Source organism: Fibrella aestuarina BUZ 2 (genome assembly GCF_000331105.1).
GTDB classification, from domain to species: Bacteria; Bacteroidota; Bacteroidia; order Cytophagales; family Spirosomataceae; genus Fibrella; species Fibrella aestuarina.
On the sequence record NC_020054.1, the window covers coordinates 56,467 to 75,405 of the forward strand.

15 protein-coding genes are annotated in these 18,939 nt (G+C 57.7%); 5 read left to right on the forward strand and 10 right to left on the reverse strand.

The features are described from left to right. The first annotated feature begins 40 nt into the window (after nt 1–40). Nucleotides 41–904: a TspO-related membrane protein gene (locus tag FAES_RS00265; RefSeq protein ID WP_015329167.1), complete on the forward strand. Its 864-nt coding sequence runs from the start codon at nt 41–43 to the stop codon at nt 902–904. A 125-nt stretch (nt 905–1,029) separates the two neighbouring features. Next, nucleotides 1,030–2,478, forward strand: coding sequence for a M61 family metallopeptidase (locus FAES_RS00270; protein WP_015329168.1), 1,449 nt, complete (start codon nt 1,030–1,032; stop codon nt 2,476–2,478). Here the strand turns inward: FAES_RS00270 and FAES_RS00275 are convergent, their stop codons facing one another. After that, entirely contained in the window at nt 2,479–3,474 is a 996-nt protein-coding gene (locus FAES_RS00275) for a glycoside hydrolase family 43 protein (RefSeq protein WP_015329169.1), read from the reverse strand. Nucleotides 3,475–3,682: 208 nt separating this feature from the next. Here FAES_RS00275 and FAES_RS00280 point away from each other — a divergent pair, with 208 nt between their 5' ends. The 3 genes from FAES_RS00280 to FAES_RS00290 all read left to right on the forward strand — a co-directional run bounded on the left by FAES_RS00280 (nt 3,683) and on the right by FAES_RS00290 (nt 7,775). Continuing rightward, nucleotides 3,683–6,064 carry an ABC transporter permease gene (locus FAES_RS00280; RefSeq protein WP_041257292.1) on the forward strand — a complete coding sequence of 794 codons (2,382 nt, stop codon included), beginning with the start codon at nt 3,683–3,685 and terminating at the stop codon, nt 6,062–6,064. 73 nt (nt 6,065–6,137) lie between these two features. Further along, complete coding sequence (locus tag FAES_RS00285; protein ID WP_041257293.1) at nt 6,138–6,578, forward strand: DUF5990 family protein; 441 nt, start codon at nt 6,138–6,140, stop codon at nt 6,576–6,578. Between the two features lie 111 nt (nt 6,579–6,689). Then, nucleotides 6,690–7,775, forward strand: a complete 1,086-nt coding sequence (locus FAES_RS00290) for an OmpA family protein (RefSeq protein WP_041257294.1) — start codon at nt 6,690–6,692, stop codon at nt 7,773–7,775. Nucleotides 7,776–7,791: 16 nt separating this feature from the next. On the opposite strand, the gene FAES_RS00295 is transcribed toward FAES_RS00290, so the two are convergent. From FAES_RS00295 to FAES_RS00335, 9 genes are all read right to left on the reverse strand, one after another. Then, a complete protein-coding gene (locus FAES_RS00295) occupies nt 7,792–8,544 on the reverse strand; it encodes an SDR family oxidoreductase (RefSeq protein WP_015329173.1) in 753 nt (250 codons plus the stop codon). A gap of 93 nt (nt 8,545–8,637) precedes the next feature. After that, on the reverse strand, nt 8,638–10,170 hold the full coding sequence (locus FAES_RS00300; RefSeq protein WP_015329174.1) for a carboxypeptidase-like regulatory domain-containing protein: 1,533 nt from the start codon (nt 10,168–10,170) through the stop codon (nt 8,638–8,640). A gap of 60 nt (nt 10,171–10,230) precedes the next feature. Beyond that, nucleotides 10,231–11,685 (reverse strand): CsgG/HfaB family protein, encoded by a 1,455-nt coding sequence (locus FAES_RS00305; protein WP_015329175.1) that lies wholly within the window; start codon nt 11,683–11,685, stop codon nt 10,231–10,233. 21 nt (nt 11,686–11,706) lie between these two features. Beyond that, nucleotides 11,707–12,135: a curli production assembly/transport component CsgF gene (locus FAES_RS00310; protein ID WP_015329176.1), complete on the reverse strand. Its 429-nt coding sequence runs from the start codon at nt 12,133–12,135 to the stop codon at nt 11,707–11,709. Nucleotides 12,136–12,199: 64 nt separating this feature from the next. After that, the gene (locus FAES_RS00315; RefSeq protein ID WP_015329177.1) at nt 12,200–12,763 is read right to left on the reverse strand and encodes a hypothetical protein; all 564 of its coding nucleotides are present in this window, start codon (nt 12,761–12,763) and stop codon (nt 12,200–12,202) included. Continuing rightward, nucleotides 12,760–13,275: a hypothetical protein gene (locus FAES_RS00320; RefSeq protein WP_015329178.1), complete on the reverse strand. Its 516-nt coding sequence runs from the start codon at nt 13,273–13,275 to the stop codon at nt 12,760–12,762. Before FAES_RS00320 ends, FAES_RS00315 begins: the two co-directional genes overlap by 4 nt. Before the next feature lie 171 nt (nt 13,276–13,446). Continuing rightward, nucleotides 13,447–15,792, reverse strand: coding sequence for a beta strand repeat-containing protein (locus FAES_RS00325; protein WP_015329179.1), 2,346 nt, complete (start codon nt 15,790–15,792; stop codon nt 13,447–13,449). Nucleotides 15,793–15,879: 87 nt separating this feature from the next. Next, nucleotides 15,880–18,297 carry a beta strand repeat-containing protein gene (locus FAES_RS00330; protein WP_015329180.1) on the reverse strand — a complete coding sequence of 806 codons (2,418 nt, stop codon included), beginning with the start codon at nt 18,295–18,297 and terminating at the stop codon, nt 15,880–15,882. A gap of 20 nt (nt 18,298–18,317) precedes the next feature. Next, nucleotides 18,318–18,647, reverse strand: coding sequence for a hypothetical protein (locus FAES_RS00335; RefSeq protein WP_015329181.1), 330 nt, complete (start codon nt 18,645–18,647; stop codon nt 18,318–18,320). Nucleotides 18,648–18,939: the final 292 nt, after the last annotated feature.

The window sequence follows — 18,939 nt, forward strand, 5'->3', positions numbered from 1 at the left end:
GTTTGGGTAGTCAATCAACTGTTGCCCCTGGGGCTTACGTATGGAAAACACAAAAATCAGTCGCCTCGCCACTGCCGCACTGGTTGTGGGGAGCATCGTTGGCACGTACTTTTTTGCCGGACCCCGTAACAAAAAACGCCGGACCGACGTCGTGCCGGAATACAACGACGAACTGGACACCAACCTGATTACCCCCGCCGGACCAACCTTTGCAGCCGTGTGGCCCGTCATTTACACCGGTACGTTAGGGCTGGCCGTGCATCAGGCACTCCCCTCGCAGGTCGAGAACCCACGCTACGAAAAAGCAGCCCCCTGGCTGGTGGTGAACTACCTGCTCAACGGGCTGTTCGGGATCTTCTTCTCGCGGGGCGAAAAAGCGGCGCGCATGGCAGCCAACGCCGTTACGGTTACGCAGCTTCCCACGGTGCTGGCGCTGCATCAGGCGCTGGGCGTGGGCCAAACCGACGTACCTGAACCCGAGCGCACTTTCCACCGGGCCACGGGTATCTATGCGGGCTGGATCACCGTAGCGACGGGCGTAGCCACGACCAACCTGCTGATCGAAAACGGCTGGCGTGAACCCCGCTCGCGGGCGGTGCCCTACGCGATTGGGCTGCTCAACGTGCTGGGCGCGATCGGGCTAACGGTATCGAAACGCCTCAACGACCCCTATTACCTGCTGCCCTTCATAGCGGGCTTTACGGGCGTAGCCGCCAAGCAGTATGGCCGCAACAATGCCGTGGCGGGAGTAGCCGGTACGCTGGCGCTGGTGGCAGCGGGAGCGTTCATTGACAGCGTCCGTAAGACGTCACCAACGCCTGAAGCCGAACAGGTCGATCAGGAAGCGGCCGAAACGATGCGCGCCGACATGGCCGAAGAGCCGTACTACATCGACCTGGACTAGTCGATAGGTCTCTGAACGACTGACGCGTCGCGTTTAACGGAGCCCCGATTGCGGTACTGAACGAATCGGAGCTCCGTTTTTGTCATTCTTCCGTCAGCCATCAACCGCAAAACATTATTCTACGCTTGCAGTACGCACTCACCGTTACCAGCCCCCACGTTATCGACATTACGTGCCGGATCGATCAGATTACGGGCAAAACCCTCGACCTGCAACTGCCCGCCTGGCGACCGGGCCGCTATGAGTTGCAGCATTTTGCCAAGAACGTTCGCCGCTTTGCCGTGTTCGATCAGGACGATCGGCCACTGCCGGTGCGCAAGGTGACCAGAGACCGCTGGCGGGTGCAGCTCAACGGCGCAACCAGCCTGCGGGTCGACTACGATTATTTTGCGTTGGTGGCGGGCGAACATCGGCTCGATGCAGGCAGCAGCTACGCTGACCCCACGCATTTCTGGTATGTTAACCCCATTAACCTGTGCATCTACGCCGACGGGCGGCTCAACGAACCCTGCTCACTGACGCTCGATATTCCCGACCACTGGGACATTGCCTGCGGCTTACCCCGCGAGGGCAGAACGTTACTAGCCTCCGATTACCACGCGCTGGTCGATAGCCCGTTCATCGCTTCCGATACACTACAGGCCATTCGGTATGAGGCGCGGGGCGTAGCCTGCACCGTCTGGATACAGGGCTGGCATTATTACCTGCCCCCCTCGTTCGACCGGGAGCAGATCATTCGCGATTTTACCCGCTTTTCGGAAGCCCAAATCGACTTGTTTGGCGAGTTTCCGCAGCCCGACTATCATTTTCTGACCATCGTGCTACCGGTGGCGTATTACCACGGCGTTGAACACCGCAACAGCACGGTGCTGGTTCTGGGGCCGGAGGTGGAAACGATCGACGCCGATGGCAACAAGACTGCCGATGCCGCGGGGCTGTACACCGACCTGCTGGGGGTAGCGTCGCACGAATTGTTTCATACCTGGAACGTCTGCCGCATCCGTCCCGCCGAACTGCTGCCTTACGATTATACCCGCGAGAATTACTTCACCACCTGTTTCGTGGCCGAGGGCATCACCACCTACTACGGTGATCTGATGCTCCACCGGTCGGGCGTGTTCGATGATGTTGCTTACCAGAAAGAGTTGCTGGTGATCCTGAAACGCCATTTCGAGGTAGCCGGGCGGGCGGCCTTGTCGCTCACCGAATCGTCGTGGGATCTTTGGCTCGATGGCTACGTGCGCGGCGTGCCCGACCGCAAAGTGTCAGTCTATCACAAAGGGGCTATTGTGTCGATGATGCTGGATCTGTACCTGCGCCGTAAGTTTGCCAACGCCCGCTCGCTCGACGATGTGATGCGACTGTTGTGGCAACGTTTCGGCAAACCGTTTATCGGCTATACCTACGACGACTACCGCGCCATTGTGGCCGAAGTAGCCGAGGAACCGATGGACTGGTATTTCGATACCTGCATCACGGGCAATGCCCCCCTCGAAGCACCACTCAACGAACTGTTGGCCTTCATCGGCCTGCACATCACGCGCGACGCCGACGGGCTGATCGTCCTGAGCTGATTACTCACCGGTCTCCAACACCACCTCGGTCACAGGCACGCCAAAATCGGGCATCCCGTCGGGCAGCCATCCGATGGGTTGCAGGCGTGGGGTCCGTTCGTTTTCGCAGCCCAGATTGGGGCGGGGGTTGGCGTGGTAGAGCAACCAGGTCTGGCCCGTTTCGGTCTTGAAAAAACACCCATGCCCCGGCCCATACGTATCTGTTTCGGGCGAAGTGCTGAAGACCGGTTCCTGGCATTTCGTCCATGAGGCGGCGGCCATCAGGTCACTGTCGGTGCGGGCGTGCAACAGGCCAAACGCGTACTCATCCGTCCAGCAGCCACTGGCTGAGTACGCTACAAAGAGGTGGTCGCCGTGGTGCAGAAAGGCCGGAGCCTCGTTCACCAGAATCCGATTCCGAACACTCGCCGGATCGGCGTCGCGATTGTGCCGCTCCCAGGGCAGGTGGGGCTCAGACAGCAGCAGCCGGTCGCCCACACAGGTCCAGGGGTTGCTCATGCGGCAGAGGTAGATGTTCTGCTGTTCGTTCTGATCCCCCGCCCAGCCCGACCACGCGAAGTACAACTGACCGTTCAGGTCGATCACCGTTCCGTCGATACCCCATTTGTTATCGGGTGTCACCAGTTCGTTCTTCACCGTCCAACGCCCGTCGATAGGATCGCAGGCATCGTTTTCCAGCACCCAGATTCGTTGCCTGTCGGGCGTTTCCCGGTTAGCCGCGCTCAGGTAGGCATACCAGCATTTGTGGCCCTGCCCGTTGTCGAGGTAATGCATCTCGGGGGCCCACACACTGCCCGAAAAAGGCCCGGATGCCGGCGCTTCCCAAACCACTTTCCCTTCGCTTTGAGCCAGATCGGCCAGGCTTTTCACCTTCCAGATCGTCAGGTTGCTGTTGGTTGAATGGGTATAATAGAAATAGCCGTCGTGGCAGAGCGCCCAGGGATCGGGGCCGTAGTTCAGCAGCGGATTAACGACGGCGGCAGGTTGTGCGGTCATGGTTGTAGTAGCCTAAAGGGACTTACGTATACGCACAACTCGCCAATGTCAGGTTGGTTATCGAAAGCTTAGGCACGGACCCGGCGTGTCCGGCCCGCTGTCCAGTTTCGGACAACGTACCCAGCATCCGTGCCGCAATCGGGACCAGAAGCGGCCTTTAGCGCATATGGCACGGGCCTTGAGCGTCCTTCGTAAACACGCAACGGGCATGTTCCGAACCTATCTTCTTCTAGCGCTACGTCAGTTTGGGCGCAACCGACTGTATTCAGCCCTCAACATCGGCGGTCTGGCGGTGGGCCTGGCGGTCAGCGCCTACATCAGCCTGTATGTGTGGCACGAATTTCACTACGACCAGTTTCATCCGCTGGCCGAACGTACCTACCGGGCACTGTCTGTCTCGAACTACGACGGGCAGGAAATGACCATGACCAACATGCACGAGTCGTTTGGCCGGGAAGCGAAACGGCAATTGCCCGAGGTCGAACAGGTCGTGCGTTTTTCGGCGGGAATGGGCCCCGTCTGGGTGCAGGCAGATGCTGACCACCAGCAAAAACCGGCCAACGTGGGCTTTGCCGATCCATCGCTACTAACGGTCATGGGCTTCAGCCTGGCTGAGGGTGACCCCCGAATGGCACTGACCGAGCCGGGGAAGATTGTGCTGACACAGCCGCTGGCCGAGCAGCTATTTGGCCGTCAGAACCCGGTGGGCAAGACCGTCACCTACGACAAAAACTACCCATTGACCGTCAGCGGCGTGTTCGCGGATCTGCCCACCAACACTATTTTCCAGTTCGACGCGCTGGTATCGCTGGCCTCTATGCCAATGCTGGGCGAGCGAAAAAAGCAGAGTTGGGAATATGCCGGTTTCCTGGACACGTACCTGGTGCTACGCCCCGGAACAGAGGTGGCTAAAACGGCCGAAAAGCTGAAGTTGATCAATAAGGGCGTCAAGTTTATGGATGCCAAAGCGTCGTTCCTGCTCGAAGCCCTGCCTGATCTTCACCTGCACAGTCATTCGGTTTCGCCCGACACACGCCAGAACCTGTACATTTTTCTGGGTATTGCGCTGCTCATTCTGGCCCTGGCCACTACCAACTACGTCAGCCTGACTACGGCTCGCGCCACGCAACGCGCCCGTGAAGTGGGCGTTCGGAAAGCCATTGGCGGGCAACGGCGCGAGTTGGTCATGCAATTCTATACCGAATCGTTTCTGACCACCACGCTGGCGGTTGGGCTAGGCCTTGGCCTGCTGGCGCTGTTCTTTCCGTGGATAAACCAGTTGCTGGGAATTCGTATGAATGGTCGCGTTTTCGATGACGCCAGCTACTGGCTGGTACTGGCTGGCCTGTGGCTTGGCTGTTCGTTGCTGGCCGGAGGTTATCCCGCTTTTCTGCTGTCTGGTTTTCGGCCGCAGGATGCGCTCAAAAGCACGGTATCGGGCGGCAAACGGGGCGCAGGTATGCGCCGTGTGTTGACCACGGGTCAGTTCACGGCATCGGCTGGTTTGCTCATGTGCAGCCTGATCTTCTTCGCCCAGATGCGCTTTCTGCGGACAAAAAATATTGGCCTCGACCGGGCACAGGTAGTGGCTGTTGCCATTGACAAAGAGATGGCTCCACAATACGCGGCGTTTCGTGATGCTGTCCGACAATGGAATGGTGCCGATCGGGTTGCCGCTACCAATACGCGCCTGTTTACTCCGTTCGTGTCTATTTATTTTTTGACGGTAAAAAAGACCCAAAAACAATCGATGGTCAACGTGCTGACGGTTGATAAATCGTTTTTCAGGACGCTCGGTATCGGCTGGAACCTGCCACCCGCTGGATGGAGCGATAAAGCTATTACTAAAGAGTTACAGGTGTATAATCAGCAGGCGATGAAAGAGGCGGGCGAGACGGTCCGCGTGGTGCCGCACCCTGACCCGTTTGGTTTTAGTAATCAGGGGCTGCAAGGCGTCGTGGCAGACTTCAAGCTCTTCGGATTAAAGCATGAACAGTCGCCGGTGATGCTCTCGGTGGTGAGTGATACCAGCCGGGCCGTGGTAGAGAATGGCGGTTACCTGCTGGTGAAATTGAACCCGAACCAGGACGTACCTGTGGCGCTGGGGCAGCTTAAACTCCTGTACGAACAAGCCAACCCACCCGCCCCATTCGATTATTATTTCCTCGACGATGCCTACAACAAGCTGTACGAAAAAGAGCAGCAGTTGGCTACCCTTGTCAATGGCTTCACGGGCCTGACTTTGCTGGTGGCCTGCCTCGGCTTGCTGGGGCTGATGACGTTTACAGTCGAGGCCCGTACCAAAGAGATCGGCATCCGAAAAGTGCTCGGGGCCAGTGTGGCTAGCATCGTCGGGTTGCTGAGCCGGGAGCTGGTGCTGCTGGTGTCGATTGCCGTGTTGCTCGCCTCACCGTTGGCCTGGTGGGCCATGACGAAGTGGCTGGCCGATTTCGCCCATCACATCGACATCCGCTGGTGGGTATTTGCCGCCGCGGGGGCTGGCTCCCTACTCATTGCGCTGCTCACGATTGGCGTGCAAAGCATCCGGGCCGCGTTGGCCAACCCCGTGGAGTCGCTGCGCAGCGAGTGACAGGGCTAGTTCAGGCTGTAGAATAGCCTTTAATTGCCTTACGTTTAACGGTATAACGTTCTCAAAAAAGGAGATGACTGAAGCGGTGTTTGCTTTCCGAATTAATGTTGAGAAACCCGTTGCTGGTGCCGTTTATGGTTTGCAAAAAGGCAGCGGGAACGACTACGAAACCGTTCAACAGCAAACCGCTAGCTCCGAGGCACTCACGTTTACCATTGCCCTTTCTGCGAAGAGAACCAAAGAGGGCGACCTGGTTTTGTACGGGCCTTTTTGCCAGGGACCGCCCCATAACCGGTTTCTCTATCTGGACATTGGCAGCTATGCGGGCCAGGGGAATGCCCCTTTCAGCGGCCGGCTGAAAATTCCTCTCCCCAAACTTGCTGACGAGCTCAGTAGCGCAGCCGTAGCTGGTCGCACCTTGGTAGCCACCGTCTACGGCACCAATGAAAAGACGGGCCGCCCTGTTGGGGGCACGGGGAAACCAGTTGATGGCTGGAAGCCTGACAGACGCTAAGCCTAATTACTCTGCTCGCACACAGGCCCGGTCGCTCACAATTACGGCGCGTTTTATGGAATGTCAGGACTAACTGAATCCATTGAAACACGACGAAATGACGCAATTAGTATGCTACGGGGGCTGTTGTTGGTGGGTGGATGGCTAGCGGCCACTACTGGTTGGGGGCAAGTCGCGAAAAATGCGCCCGCTGGTGGCAACGGTCTGGTTGGGGAGTACTATGCTGGTTCAGGCTTCAACCGGAAAGTGCTAGTGCGCACCGACCCTCAGGTTGATTTTAGCTGGGACGGCTACACATTGCCCGCTCCCGGCGTGACGCCCAACTCGTTTTCTGTTCGCTGGACGGGGAAAGTGTATGCACCCGTGAGTGGCCCTTACAAATTCACGGCTGTGGTTGATGACGGGATTCGGATCTGGGTAGATGGCAAGCTGGCGATGGACGAATGGCACTACCGGAAACAGAAGTTGTCCGGGCAGTCGGTGACGCTACAGGCCGGCAAGTTTTACGACCTGAAAATCGAGTACTACAACGCCCGTAACGGTGGGTACGTACAGCTGAACTGGAACTTGGTGAATGAGGCTGGGAAATCGCCCGCTTTCGAGAACGCTCCGCAACAGAAAGTATCCGGTCAGTTCTTGTACAATGGCCCCCCATCGAAGGCGATGCCGTTACCGACAACCAAGCCTGTATCCGCCACCAAGCCGAAACCCGCCCCGCCTGTCGTTGTCCCGAAAGTGGCCATCAAAGCAAAGCAGGTCGCTAGTCAGCCCGCCCGCCCGCGAACGCCAGCCGTCAGCTCGGTGCCGGTATCACCATCAGTGAGTAGCGCCACGACACAGTCGGTTGTAACACCAGCTAGCCCGCCAGCCGTAAAGCCGATCGCTTTCGCGCAGAGCGATTATCAGCTACTGCCTTCCTCCTACGAAGCACTGAATGAGTGGGCCGCCACCTTGCGGCGCGATACCACGGCCAAGTTAACCATTACCGGCCACACCGACCACGTAGGCGATCCCCGACTCAATCAGCTCTTATCAGAAAACCGGGCGAAAGTGGTCCGCTATTACTTTGTCCGGCAAGGTATTGCCGAGCACCGGCTGACGATTGCGGGCTTGGGAGGTGCCCAACCGCTTGCCAGCAACGAAACAGAGGCGGGACGGGCGCAGAACCGGCGCGTTGAACTAAGCCTTAAGCCGTAGCGCCAACACAGTCCTGCTAGACGTAGATCATCTTCCGGGTCATGCCGCCATCGACCACGAAGTTTTGTCCGGTGATAAAATCGTTGGCTTCATCGAGCAGGAACAGAATCATCCGGGCGATGTCGTCGGGGCGGCCCACGCGTCCGGCGGGGTGCTGCTTGTGATCGGCAGGCCGTAGCTTTTCGGGGTCGGGGTGGCCCTTTTTCAAACCCGACACGTCGATCCAGCCGGGACTGATGCAATTGGCACGTACCTGCGGCCCAAGGCTCATCGCCAACGAATGAGTGAGGGCGAAAATACCGCCTTTGCTGGCCGAGTAACCGAAGGTATCAGGCTCCGATTGGAAGGCCCGCGTCGAGCAAAGGCTGATGATGGTGCCGTGCTGCTCGCGCAGGTGAGGCGCGACGTATTTGGCGCACAAAAACGGACCGGTCAGGTTCACGCCGATGGCCGCCTTCCACTCGTCGGCGGTCAGTTCGTCGATCGATTTTTCCTGCATAATGGCGGCGTTGTTGATCAGCGCGTCGATGCGGCCAAACTGCCTGGCGGTCTGGCTAATGGCCTGCTGCACGGCCTTTTCGTCGGCCACATCACAAACCACAAATTGAGCGTTGGGGTGGGCAGCACCCAGTTCGGCCTCCGCCTCGGCAAGGGCTTCGGCATCGGCCTCCCAGAGCGACACCGCGTAGTCGTGATTCAGTAGAAACTCCGCCGTAAACCGGCCAATGCCCTGGCCCGCGCCGGTAATGATGACTGTTTTGGTTGACATAGTGCGTAAAAAAAGCGTCTCAACCCTTAACCCGTTTTTACCGATCAAGGGTTGAGACGCCTTAGCCAACGTACCTGCGTCGTTAGGCCACGCCTAGCGCCAGTACGGCATTTCGCCGGGGTTGATGAGGACCGTCCGGGTACGTCCGTCGAGTTCGAGCGTATTGATGCTGCGCGTTCCCGTGCCGGTGTTGGGTGTGTTCGTAAAAATCAGTTTCGAGCCGGTTGGGTCGAGGCGTGGTTCGAGGTCGTTGGTGCCCGATGGCTTGCTCGTGCTGTTGCCACCCTGGTTGGTCGACGCCGTGATTTCAACCAGCGCGTTGTTGTTCAGCAAATCGATCCGGTGCAGGCGGGCGTCGAGCTGACGGCCCTGTTCGTTTTGCAACGCACCCAGATCGACAGACAGATACAACTGCCGCCCATCCGGCGAGAACACGGGGTTGCTCAGCCGGTTGTTGAGGCGGCTCAGAACCAGGAATGCATCGCCGCCGCCCTGCGGGATAATCACGATTTCGTTGTTGTAATACCCCTGCGTAGTCCTGACCACGATCCGGTTGGTGGCGGCGTTCCAGTCGGCCGAGGCATATTGACGACCAAACGGAGCCGTCGCCACCGTGCGTAGCCCCGTACCATCGGTGCGCACCGCATACAGTCGCTCGTTGGACGGATAGACCAGTTGCGTGCCATCGGGCGACCAGCCAAACGACAATTCGGTCGCGGCATAGCCCGCCACAGGTACCGTGGTAACCCGCCGGGTACCCGACCCGTCGAGGTTCATCGTATACAGGTGCATATCGCCATCGACGTTCGAGATATACGCAATCTGCTGTCGGTTCGGGCTGGCAATTGGGCGCCAGTTGTTGCCGCTAAAGGTCAGTTGGCGTTCGTCGGCTACGGTTGTGGTCGTATTCGACGTTGGCCCCGACGACGCAAAGATCTGGTACTGCCCATTGACCCGTTTCGTATACAGATACGGGTAGTCGGGGAAGGCGCCCGTCCGGAACGAGAACAGCGCACTGTTTACCGTGTTGACACCATCGCGGGCCGTTACCTGCCAGTAATACGTCGTGTTGAAGTCCAGCCCGCTTACCACCACCGAATCAGCCAGAATATTGGTAAATGACTGGGATGGAGTGGTGTTGCCCTGCCGGGTCAGAAACACATCGTAGCGCAGCGTATCGAGGCCGGGGTCGGTCGAGGACCACTTCAGCGTCACGGTGCCGGGCTGGTTGGTCGTGCCCGAAATGGGTTTCACGGCCGTTGGCGCGGATGGTGGGCGGTTCTGGCTATTGTCGGTCACCAGCAGAATCGTTGGCTGCGACACTATCGACGTGCTGGCATCGATGGAGATGGCCTCGGTGCGGTAGTTGGCCAGCGACGCCGTGATGGTGTACTTACCGACTTCGAGGCTGTCAAACCTGAAGTTACCGGCTGCGTCGGTTTCGGTGATGCGGCTGCCGGGCGTAATCCGAACCAGTACGCCCCGCAGTGGTTGACGGTTGCTGTTGGCTAAGACCTGCCCGCGAATGCTGGCGAAGGTAATGGGGTCGACGAAGGTTTCTTCGGTACAGGCCCACAGGCCCAAAATGAGCGTAAATAGAGCCAGTAATCTGAATTTGTATGACATGAAGACGATGGGTTTATCGGCAGGCGTCGGCTGTTTAGAGCCAGCCAGCCCGACCACTGACTATTTCGTTTGAGTGGGAGTTGGCGGCGGTGTGGGAGCCGTTATGGGGGTGGCGGTGACCGTTTTGGCGCGGCCGAATCGACCGAAGTTGACCGTAACGCCCAACGTACCCCGCAGGTAATAATCGTTGTAAGCGCCCGCCTTGCGGCCGTCGAGTTCATCGCTGAACGGCATATGCGCTTCCAGCATCGACCGCACGCCGATGTAGCGGTTTGCCGTATACTGCACACCAACCCCGCCCGTTACTTCGGCAAAGCGGCGAGTCTGGTTGCCAAATAACCGCCCGATGGACTGTTGCCCCATGATGCCGCCCCCAACAGCCAGCAACGGCGAGAACTTCTGATAGGGCAGCGTTCGGAACAGCACGCTGGCATTCAGGCTGCTGAATGTCTGATTAACATCGTTGATGCTCAGCTGCCCCGTTCCGGCGTTTAGCTGAATGCCGACACCGGGCGTGATGTAGCCTTCTACCGACAGGCCATAGCCGGGTTGCAGGCTACGCTGGGCAAAATCGCCGTAGAATCGTTGTGCTACGGCATAGGGCTGCACCGAGAAACGCGTGGCGGGTTGTTGCATCATGTTCATCCCGTACACGTTGATCTGGCTCATCTCGGTTTTCTCTTTCGCGTAGCCATCGAGCAGGGGCTTGGTCTGGGCCGTTGCCTTCTCCGATACCGCCCACAACCCATCCTGAATGCCTTCCACGATAAGCGAATACACGGCTTTTTCGATGGCCTCCGTAACGGCCATTTGGCCTGGTTCGGTGGTCGTGAACCCTGTTTCGGCTTCCAGCAGCCGTTTGAAGCTAACGTACCTGAACAGGCCCGCGTCGATCGTCTGCGACAGAATCGTTTTTGAGGTATACACCGTTTTCAGAATCTTGCCGGAGCGCGTCGCCACCGCCCGCAGGTACACCGTCACGCGGTCTTGCCGGTATTGCGTGGAGCCACCGGCCGAGAAGTAGCGCAGGCCGCCACCACCCGTGATGATGTTGGCGTCGTAGCTTACGATACCGCCTTCCAGGATAATCCCGGCAAACAGCAGCGGCGGCAGGTTTTCCCCTTCCTTATACTGCGCCACACTCGACCGCACAATCTTGCGCTCGTTGAGCAGGTTGGCCACGTTTTCGCGCTCGATGGGCGTAAACCAGTTGCTCTCCTCCAGCGCTTTCAACAGAATGTTGGTCGTACCCTGCGAAATGGCGGTCGAGAAGCTTGTCCCTACGTCGCTTTGCTTGTATTGCCCCGTCTGATCGCGGAATTTGTAGACCGCCGCCACAATTTTGTCGCGGGCGGGTGGCAGACTGCGCAGGTTGGCCGTAATGGCCGTTTCTTCGCCGAGCCGCGCTTGCCGCGGGCCGGTAGGTTGATGAAAGTAGGCCGTGCAGCCGGTTGCTAGCCACAGCAGCGTACCAACGGCCAGTGGACTGGCCAGTACCCGGTAATTCAGTTTCATTGTCGGTTAGAGCCAGCTAGCTCAGAAGTACGGAATCGTTACGGTAGTTTCGCCGCCTTTGCCATCCACAATGCGGATCAGCACGCCATCGGTAGCGTTGGTGATGGTCACCTGAAAATCCCCAAACTGGTAGGTGCCTTCCTTCAGGGTATCTTCTGAAAACTGATTGCCAATGACTTTCTGGCTGAGTCGGTTCAGGATCTGGCGCTGCAAACTAGTCGAGAAATCGTCGAGCGACGAGGTGCTGGTGCGGTTGGTCAGGCTCGATGAGCTGCGCTGGGCGGGGTCTTTGGTTTTGTCCTGCGCCTGCGCCGAACTCAGCATCCACTGATAGTTGAACGTATTGCCACCAAACGCGGGGTTGTAGGGGTGATACACAAAGGCCTGCGCTTTGGCCCCTACGGTAAGCAGCCCCAGCAGGGTCATTGTTAAGAGTAATCGTTTAGTCATAAGAGGTTTGGTGCCAGGTCACTGGCCAACTAGTTAGATAAGCGATCGCCGCCGTGGCTGGGGGCTAGTACACGCCCGAACCGCGCAGGTCTTCATTCTCCAGATCTCGTTGCGTGGCCGCATAATTATCGACGTACTCCCGAACCGCCTGAGCAACGTACCCAGCCAGCTCTTCGATCGTGTCGATCCGGTTTTGGACGACCTGCTGAAAAATCAGTTCGTCATTGATCGACACCGACATGATGCTGCCAATACCCGAGTTGGCGGGCAGTTCATCGACCGAGATCAGGAATAGATTCAGTTCAAATTCAAGGGGCTTCTGGAGCTTCACCTGAGCCGTATCACTGGGGTTGAGGAGGGTAGCGTTGGGCGCCAGCTGCCCCGACAATTGATCGCCGGTGGGCGTCAGTTCCTGATAGGCCCGGTAAAAGGCGTCGTAAAAATCACGGCCAACCTTGCTGCGGGTGTTGTCGAGCAACAGGCTCTCGGTGCCGGCCCCCTGCTCGTTCAGGGCTTCTTCGCGAAGCGCACCTTCCAGGTCGATCATCCCGTACACGTCGGGGTCCTGCGCCAGAGTGGGCAGCGCCAAAAACGTCAGCAGCCAAATGAGTACATACAGGTGCTTCATTGCGCCGAGAAGTAAGAACTGGTGATCACGGCCCGCGCCCCGCCCGTCTGCTCGATCCGGATCGGGCTGGCGGTACTGCCAACGTTGATGAGTGAATTTTCGGTTAGCCGAAGGTCATTACCATTACCCGCCTGACGTACCTGCACGTTGAGCTTATCGCCCTGCATCCCGTCGAGTGTCAGTGTGTTGCCGTTGCCCCGTTGTTCGAGCAGGTAGTTGTTCAGATTGCCGTTGAGCGACAGGTTCAGCAAATTGCCATCGCCATCCTGAATCATGGCCACCTGATTACCGGCCGGTGCCCGGTAATACGCCTGATTCCCCGAGCCGCGTTGCGACAGCGTTACCAGATCAGCGCTCGCTCCTGTTGCCGCCTGGCTGGCCAGAACCGCCTGCTGCTGCGTAACGGTCGAGGGCAGCGCCCCGCCCCAGAACGCCTCCGACGTGGGTGCTGTCTGGGCCTGTGACACGAGAGCCAGCAAGCCAAACCAGCTTGAAAAGATCAATTTTTTCATCCGATAAATCTACTAGTTTGGCCGATTAAAAGCCAGCCTTCTGCCGGTATGTTCAGGGGGTTTTTTACTAGAAGGCAGGTAACGTACCTGAACGCGTGAATCGCCCCGCCGACATCTTACCTGCGTAAGCGGCCAACGGGGCGATCTGCTAATTCCGACGATACGCGCTTACTAATTATTGGTCTGCGTGATCGTCGTCGTGTTGTTGTTACCAGCCTGATAAACGCTGGCCGTCTGACCAGGGCCAGCCGCATCGCTCACCTGCGTAATGGTCAGCGTATTGCCGTTGCCATACTGACCAGCGTAACCGCTAAATGGCGACGTACCTGCGACGCCACGGATCAGGTTACCCCGGCCCGTTTGCGACATGGTAGCTGTGTTATTATCACCGATCAAATCGAACCGGACTGTATTGAACGTGCCGCGTTGCGTGACCGTCGTCGTGTTGAAATCCGATCCATCCGGAGCGAAACTATCATCACCCTGATAGATTTCGGCGTAGTTGTTTGTTCCGGTCGTCAGTTGGTCAATCACGACCGAGTTGCCGGTACCTTGGTATTGGTAGATCTGGGCGTTGTTGGTCGTTCCTGATTGCAGAATCGTGGCGTTGGCCTGATCCGATCCGTAGATCTGCTGAATGGCCGCAATGCCAGTTGTACCACTCTGCTCGACCGTCGCCGTGTTGCTGGTTACGCCGGCTACCTGATAGAGCTGAGCGCTGTTGCTGTTCCCCGATTGGGTCAGGGTAATCACACCATCCTGAGCAGCATCCGTCTGGTACAGGTCGGCGAAGTTCGACGTACCTGACTGCGTCACAACCGCCTGATTGCCCAAGCTACCCGCTGCTATCCCAAAAGCTACCCCCGATTGATTGACGAAAGCCTGCTGGCTCGTTCCTGACTGGTCGACTGTGATCTGGTTGAAGCCGCTGGCATCGCTTTGGCTTACTTCAGCGTTGTGCGCTCCAGTCACGCCCACCTGTGTGATCGTGATCTGGTTGTTAATGCTGCCGCCGTTACCACCCGCATTTTGTTCGGCAAACACCGTGTGGAAATCGCCTGTCTGCGTCACCGTTGCTGAGTTGCCAGAGCTAGTGAAGCCACCCGTGATCCCGTTTTGCTCCACGTTGGCAAACAGATTCGTTCCCGCCTGCGTAACCAACGCCGTTTGGCCAAGGCTCAGGTCATTCTGCTTGATCGATGCGTTATTCGCTACGCCCGACGCGCTGCCCGATTGCAGGATAGTAGCGTTGTTACTCACAGAGGCATTGTTCTGTGAGATGGTTGCCGTGTTCTCCACCTCTGACTGCGTAATCGTAGCCGTGTTAAGGGCTGACGATCCATCCGCCCCTGGTTGCTGGTAGATAGTAGCCGTTTGCGTCTGGCCGGTTTGGGTTACCGTCGCCGTATTAGCTTCCGACGAGAACGTACCGCCGCCGGTACCATCACCCTGGTAGACGGTGGCCGTGTGCTGATCGCCGTCCTGGCTCACCGTGGCCTGGTTGCCCGCACTCAAACCCGCTACGCCGCCGTTCTGGTACACACTCGCCGTGTTGCCCCCGCCAATCAGCGTCGGCACCTCGCCGCCCGTCGAGCCCTGCTGGGTCACACTCGCCGTGTTGCCCTCGCTACGACCGTTCTGCTCCACCGTCGCCTGGTTGGTGAACGCCGACTGTACCACCGTCGCCGTGTTGCCCGTCGAACTGCCGTTGGCCGTCCCGTTCTGCTGAACGCTTGCTGTCTGGCCAAAACCCGACTGGTCCACGCTCACCGTGTTACCGATGCTGCTGCCACCGCTGCCCCCATTTTGCTGAGTGGTACTCACATGCTGCTCTCCCAACTGACGAACGTCGGCCCGGTTGCCGCTGCTGCTGCCTGCCAGCGTCCCGTCTCCGTTCTGCTCCACCGTCGCCTGGTTGTTGCTGCTAACCTGACTCGCTACGTCCCGGCTGGTGAAGCCCTGTAGAATCATACTTTGGTTGCCCACCGAGTTATTGCTCTGGCTGATGGTGGTGTTGGCGTTGTTGTCGCCGTTCTGGTAGATCTCTCCCGTATTCCGCTGGCTGAGGTTATTTTGGTTGATGATTACCCCCGTGTTGGTGTTACCTAACTGCAGGATACCCCCGAAGTTACCATCCCCCACGGCCTGATCGAAGCCGGCACCCGGTGGAGGGGTAGCCCCGCCGCTGAGGCCCAGCGCCCCCCCGTTCTGGTTGATGGTGCCCACGTTGCCCGAGCCGCCCACCATGCCGACTGCAGCCCGGTTGCCCTGCGAGCCCGTCCGCTGGTTGATGGTGGCCGTGTTAGTCACCGTCCCCGTCTGGAAAGTGCCCGCCCAGTTGCCCGTGTTCACCCCGGCCCCCTGGTTCTGGTTGATGGTCGACACCTGGTTGTTGCCGCTCTGCTGCTGGACGGCTGTCTGGTAGGTGCCGCTCTGGTTGAGGGTGGCTGAGTTCTGGGCCCAGGCCGCCCCCACAAACGCCAGCAGAGCGCTGCCGGTAAGGATAACTTTTTTCATTGTAAACGCCGATTTATATATCCGAAATGTGATTAGGATTAGAAGGTAAAGGCATACTCAACCGCCAGAACTAGCAGTTGACGGTACTCAGTTATTGGTTTGAATGATCACGTTGACGTTGTTGTTGCCCACCTGCTCGATATTCTGAATGTAGCCACCTGTACCCGGTGCATTCGTTTGAATAATGGTCAGCGAGTTATTGTTACCAATCTGTTTGGCTACGTTATCCTCGCCATAGATACTACCGGCCAGCCCCCGAACTTCGTTGTTGCTGCCGGTCTGCGTGGCCGTGAACGTATTTCCGCTTCCGAGCTGCCAGATTCGGGTGGTATTGTTGTCGCCGCGTTGCGTGATCGTGGCCGTATTGTCATTGTAAATCCCGCCGCCCAACTGGTCACCCTGCCGGATCGAGGCATAGTTCAGCATACCTGAGGTAAGTTGGTCGATGGTCGCCCGATTCCCCGTACCACTGGCATCTCCGTCGCCACCCCGCTCTTGCAGGATGTAGGCTTCGTTTTGCAGCCCGCTTTGTAGAATGGTGGCCTGTGAATAGTGCAGCCCGTTGTTCTGGCTGATGTTGGCGACTCCCTGAACACCGCTTTGCGTAACTGTCGCTGTGTTGTAGGTGGCGTCATTTTGCTGCTCGACCCGGCTATTGTTCCCGTCATTCGATTGCGTAACGGTAGCCGTGTTATGCTGACTGTAATTAGCCTGAACGATGGCGTTGATCTGGTTTGTGCCCGATTGGTTGACCAACACTTGGTTGTCGGCGCTGCTGCCGATTTCACCACCCGACTGGTTCACCTCACTTTGCTGCCCCGAGCCACGCTGCTCAATGGTCGCGCTGTTGTTGCTGCTAAAATTCGTCTGCGTGATGAAGGCCTGGTTAGTGGCGTCTATTTGGGTGATGGTGGCCGAATTCTCAGCACTGGCACCAAGCGTACCGCCAACCTGTAAAATAGTTGCCTGTTGAGACGAACCGCTCTGGCTGATACCGGCGTCGTTACTCTGGCTGTTGTTACCCTGGCTGACCGACGCCGTGTGGTCGCCGGCTAACTGATTTATATCGGCTGTATTGTTACTACTGGCGCCTTGTGCGCCGCCAGACTGATCGATAGTGGCCAGATTACCGGTCGGTGCAAACCCACGTTCACTACCGGTAAACCCAGGAAGGCTACCTGTGCCGCTCTGTGTAATGGTAGCCGCGTTGGCTGAGCTATTATTAGTTTGATTGACAATCGCCTGATTGCCGCCGATAGTCTGTTCAACCGTAACCTCGTTGGTTGTGCTGGCTCCTAGCGTACCGCCATTCTGCATGACCATAGCACTATTGGACGTTCCATCCTGCGTAATCGATAACTGGTTCTGGCGGCTGTCATTGCTCTGCTCACTAGTTGCCAAGTTCCCTGAGCCATTCTGGCTGATCGTCACCGTATTTTCGCCGCTGCTACCCTGAGCGCCTCCGTTCTGCACGCTGGTAGCCTGTTGGCTATCACCTTGCTGATCGAGAGTGGCTTTGTTCTGGCGGCTGTTGTCGTTCTGGGAAATAGAGGCCTGATGGCCTACACCTGTATTGGCTTGGGTTATGGCCGCCTCGTTGGTTGAACTGCTTCCATTACTACCACCGTTCTGCTGCACAGCAGCCTGGTTCCCATTAGCTGTCTGATTGATTAAGGCAGCGTTGGTTTCCGAGTCGTTGGTGGGACCGCCTAACTGCTGGACCGTAGCCACGTTGGTGTTGCCTGACTGATCGGTTCCGGCCTGGTTCAACCGGCTGCTCCCGCCTGCTGCCGTCGCGCTCTGATCGATGGTGCTTTGGTTACTATTACCTGTCTGCCGAATAGCGGCTTCGTTGAACGAACTGCCGGCCGCCGCCGAATTACCCTGCTGCGTAATCGAGGCCTGATTACCGTTACTGGCTGTTCCAACCCCACCGGCCGACGTGAATCCCTGCAAGATGAGGGCCTCATTACTAACTGAGTTATTACTTTGGGTAATGCTGGTGTTAGTATTGTTATCCCCATTCTGCCAGACTTCACCCTGGTTTTTCTGACTGAGGTTGTTTTGGCTAACCGTACCTGTGTTGGTGTTACCGGCTTGCAGCACACCAGCGAAGTTGCCGTCACCCACGGCGTTGGTCATGCCCGCCTGAATGCCCGTGCTTGTTCCGCCGCTAAGGCCCAGCGCCCCCCCGTTCTGGTTGATGGTGCCCACGTTGCCCGAGCCGCCCACCATGCCGACTGCAGCCCGGTTGCCCTGCGAGCCCGTCCGCTGGTTGATGGTGGCCGTGTTAGTCACCGTCCCCGTCTGGAAAGTGCCCGCCCAGTTGCCCGTGTTCACCCCGGCCCCCTGGTTCTGGTTGATGGTCGACACCTGGTTGTTGCCGCTCTGCTGCTGGACGGCTGTCTGGTAGGTGCCGCTCTGGTTGAGGGTGGCTGAGTTCTGGGCCCAGGCCGCCCCCACAAACGCCAGCAGAGCGCTGCCGGTAAGTACAATTTTCTTCATAGAGAGGTTGGCTAGCGCGGTTAGTCGTTCAGTTTACGGGGTTTGGCTTTCCGTTTGTCCGACTCACGTTGGGTGTCGTTATCTCCCTGCTGATCGATCGTTACGCTTGACTGACCATCGTGTTGCACAGTCGTGGTGTTGGTCCCATTCGTATTGACGATTGTGGTAGTGGTTTGCCCGTTGCCTGACTGAATAACCGTTGCCGAATTACCCTGACCCGACTGCCGTATCACGACCGTTGAACGGCGCGTGGGCAAACTATCGCCCGGGCTGGCAGCTTGTGCGTACACTAGCCCGGATCCGGTCAGGAAGAGGCCAAGTGCTGAAAAGAAAGCTGGATATGGATTCATAACTTGAGACGAGATAACGCTTACCGAACAGACACTTGCTTTGCGCTTCTAAGGTGCTCAAAACAAATGGGCCTGTTCGTAAAAAAGGCACTTAATATACTAGACGGTTACCCTGACCGGACTCAGTAAACCTATAAATGCCGGCCGAGAATACTAGAATTCATGCGATAGTACGAATCAATGACACAATAAAAATAAAATGAGACATAAATGTATCAATCAATTAATAGTAGATTAATTAGAATATACTGAGCGGTAGCTCAAAGTAACCAAGTGGGAACGCGGTCAGGCC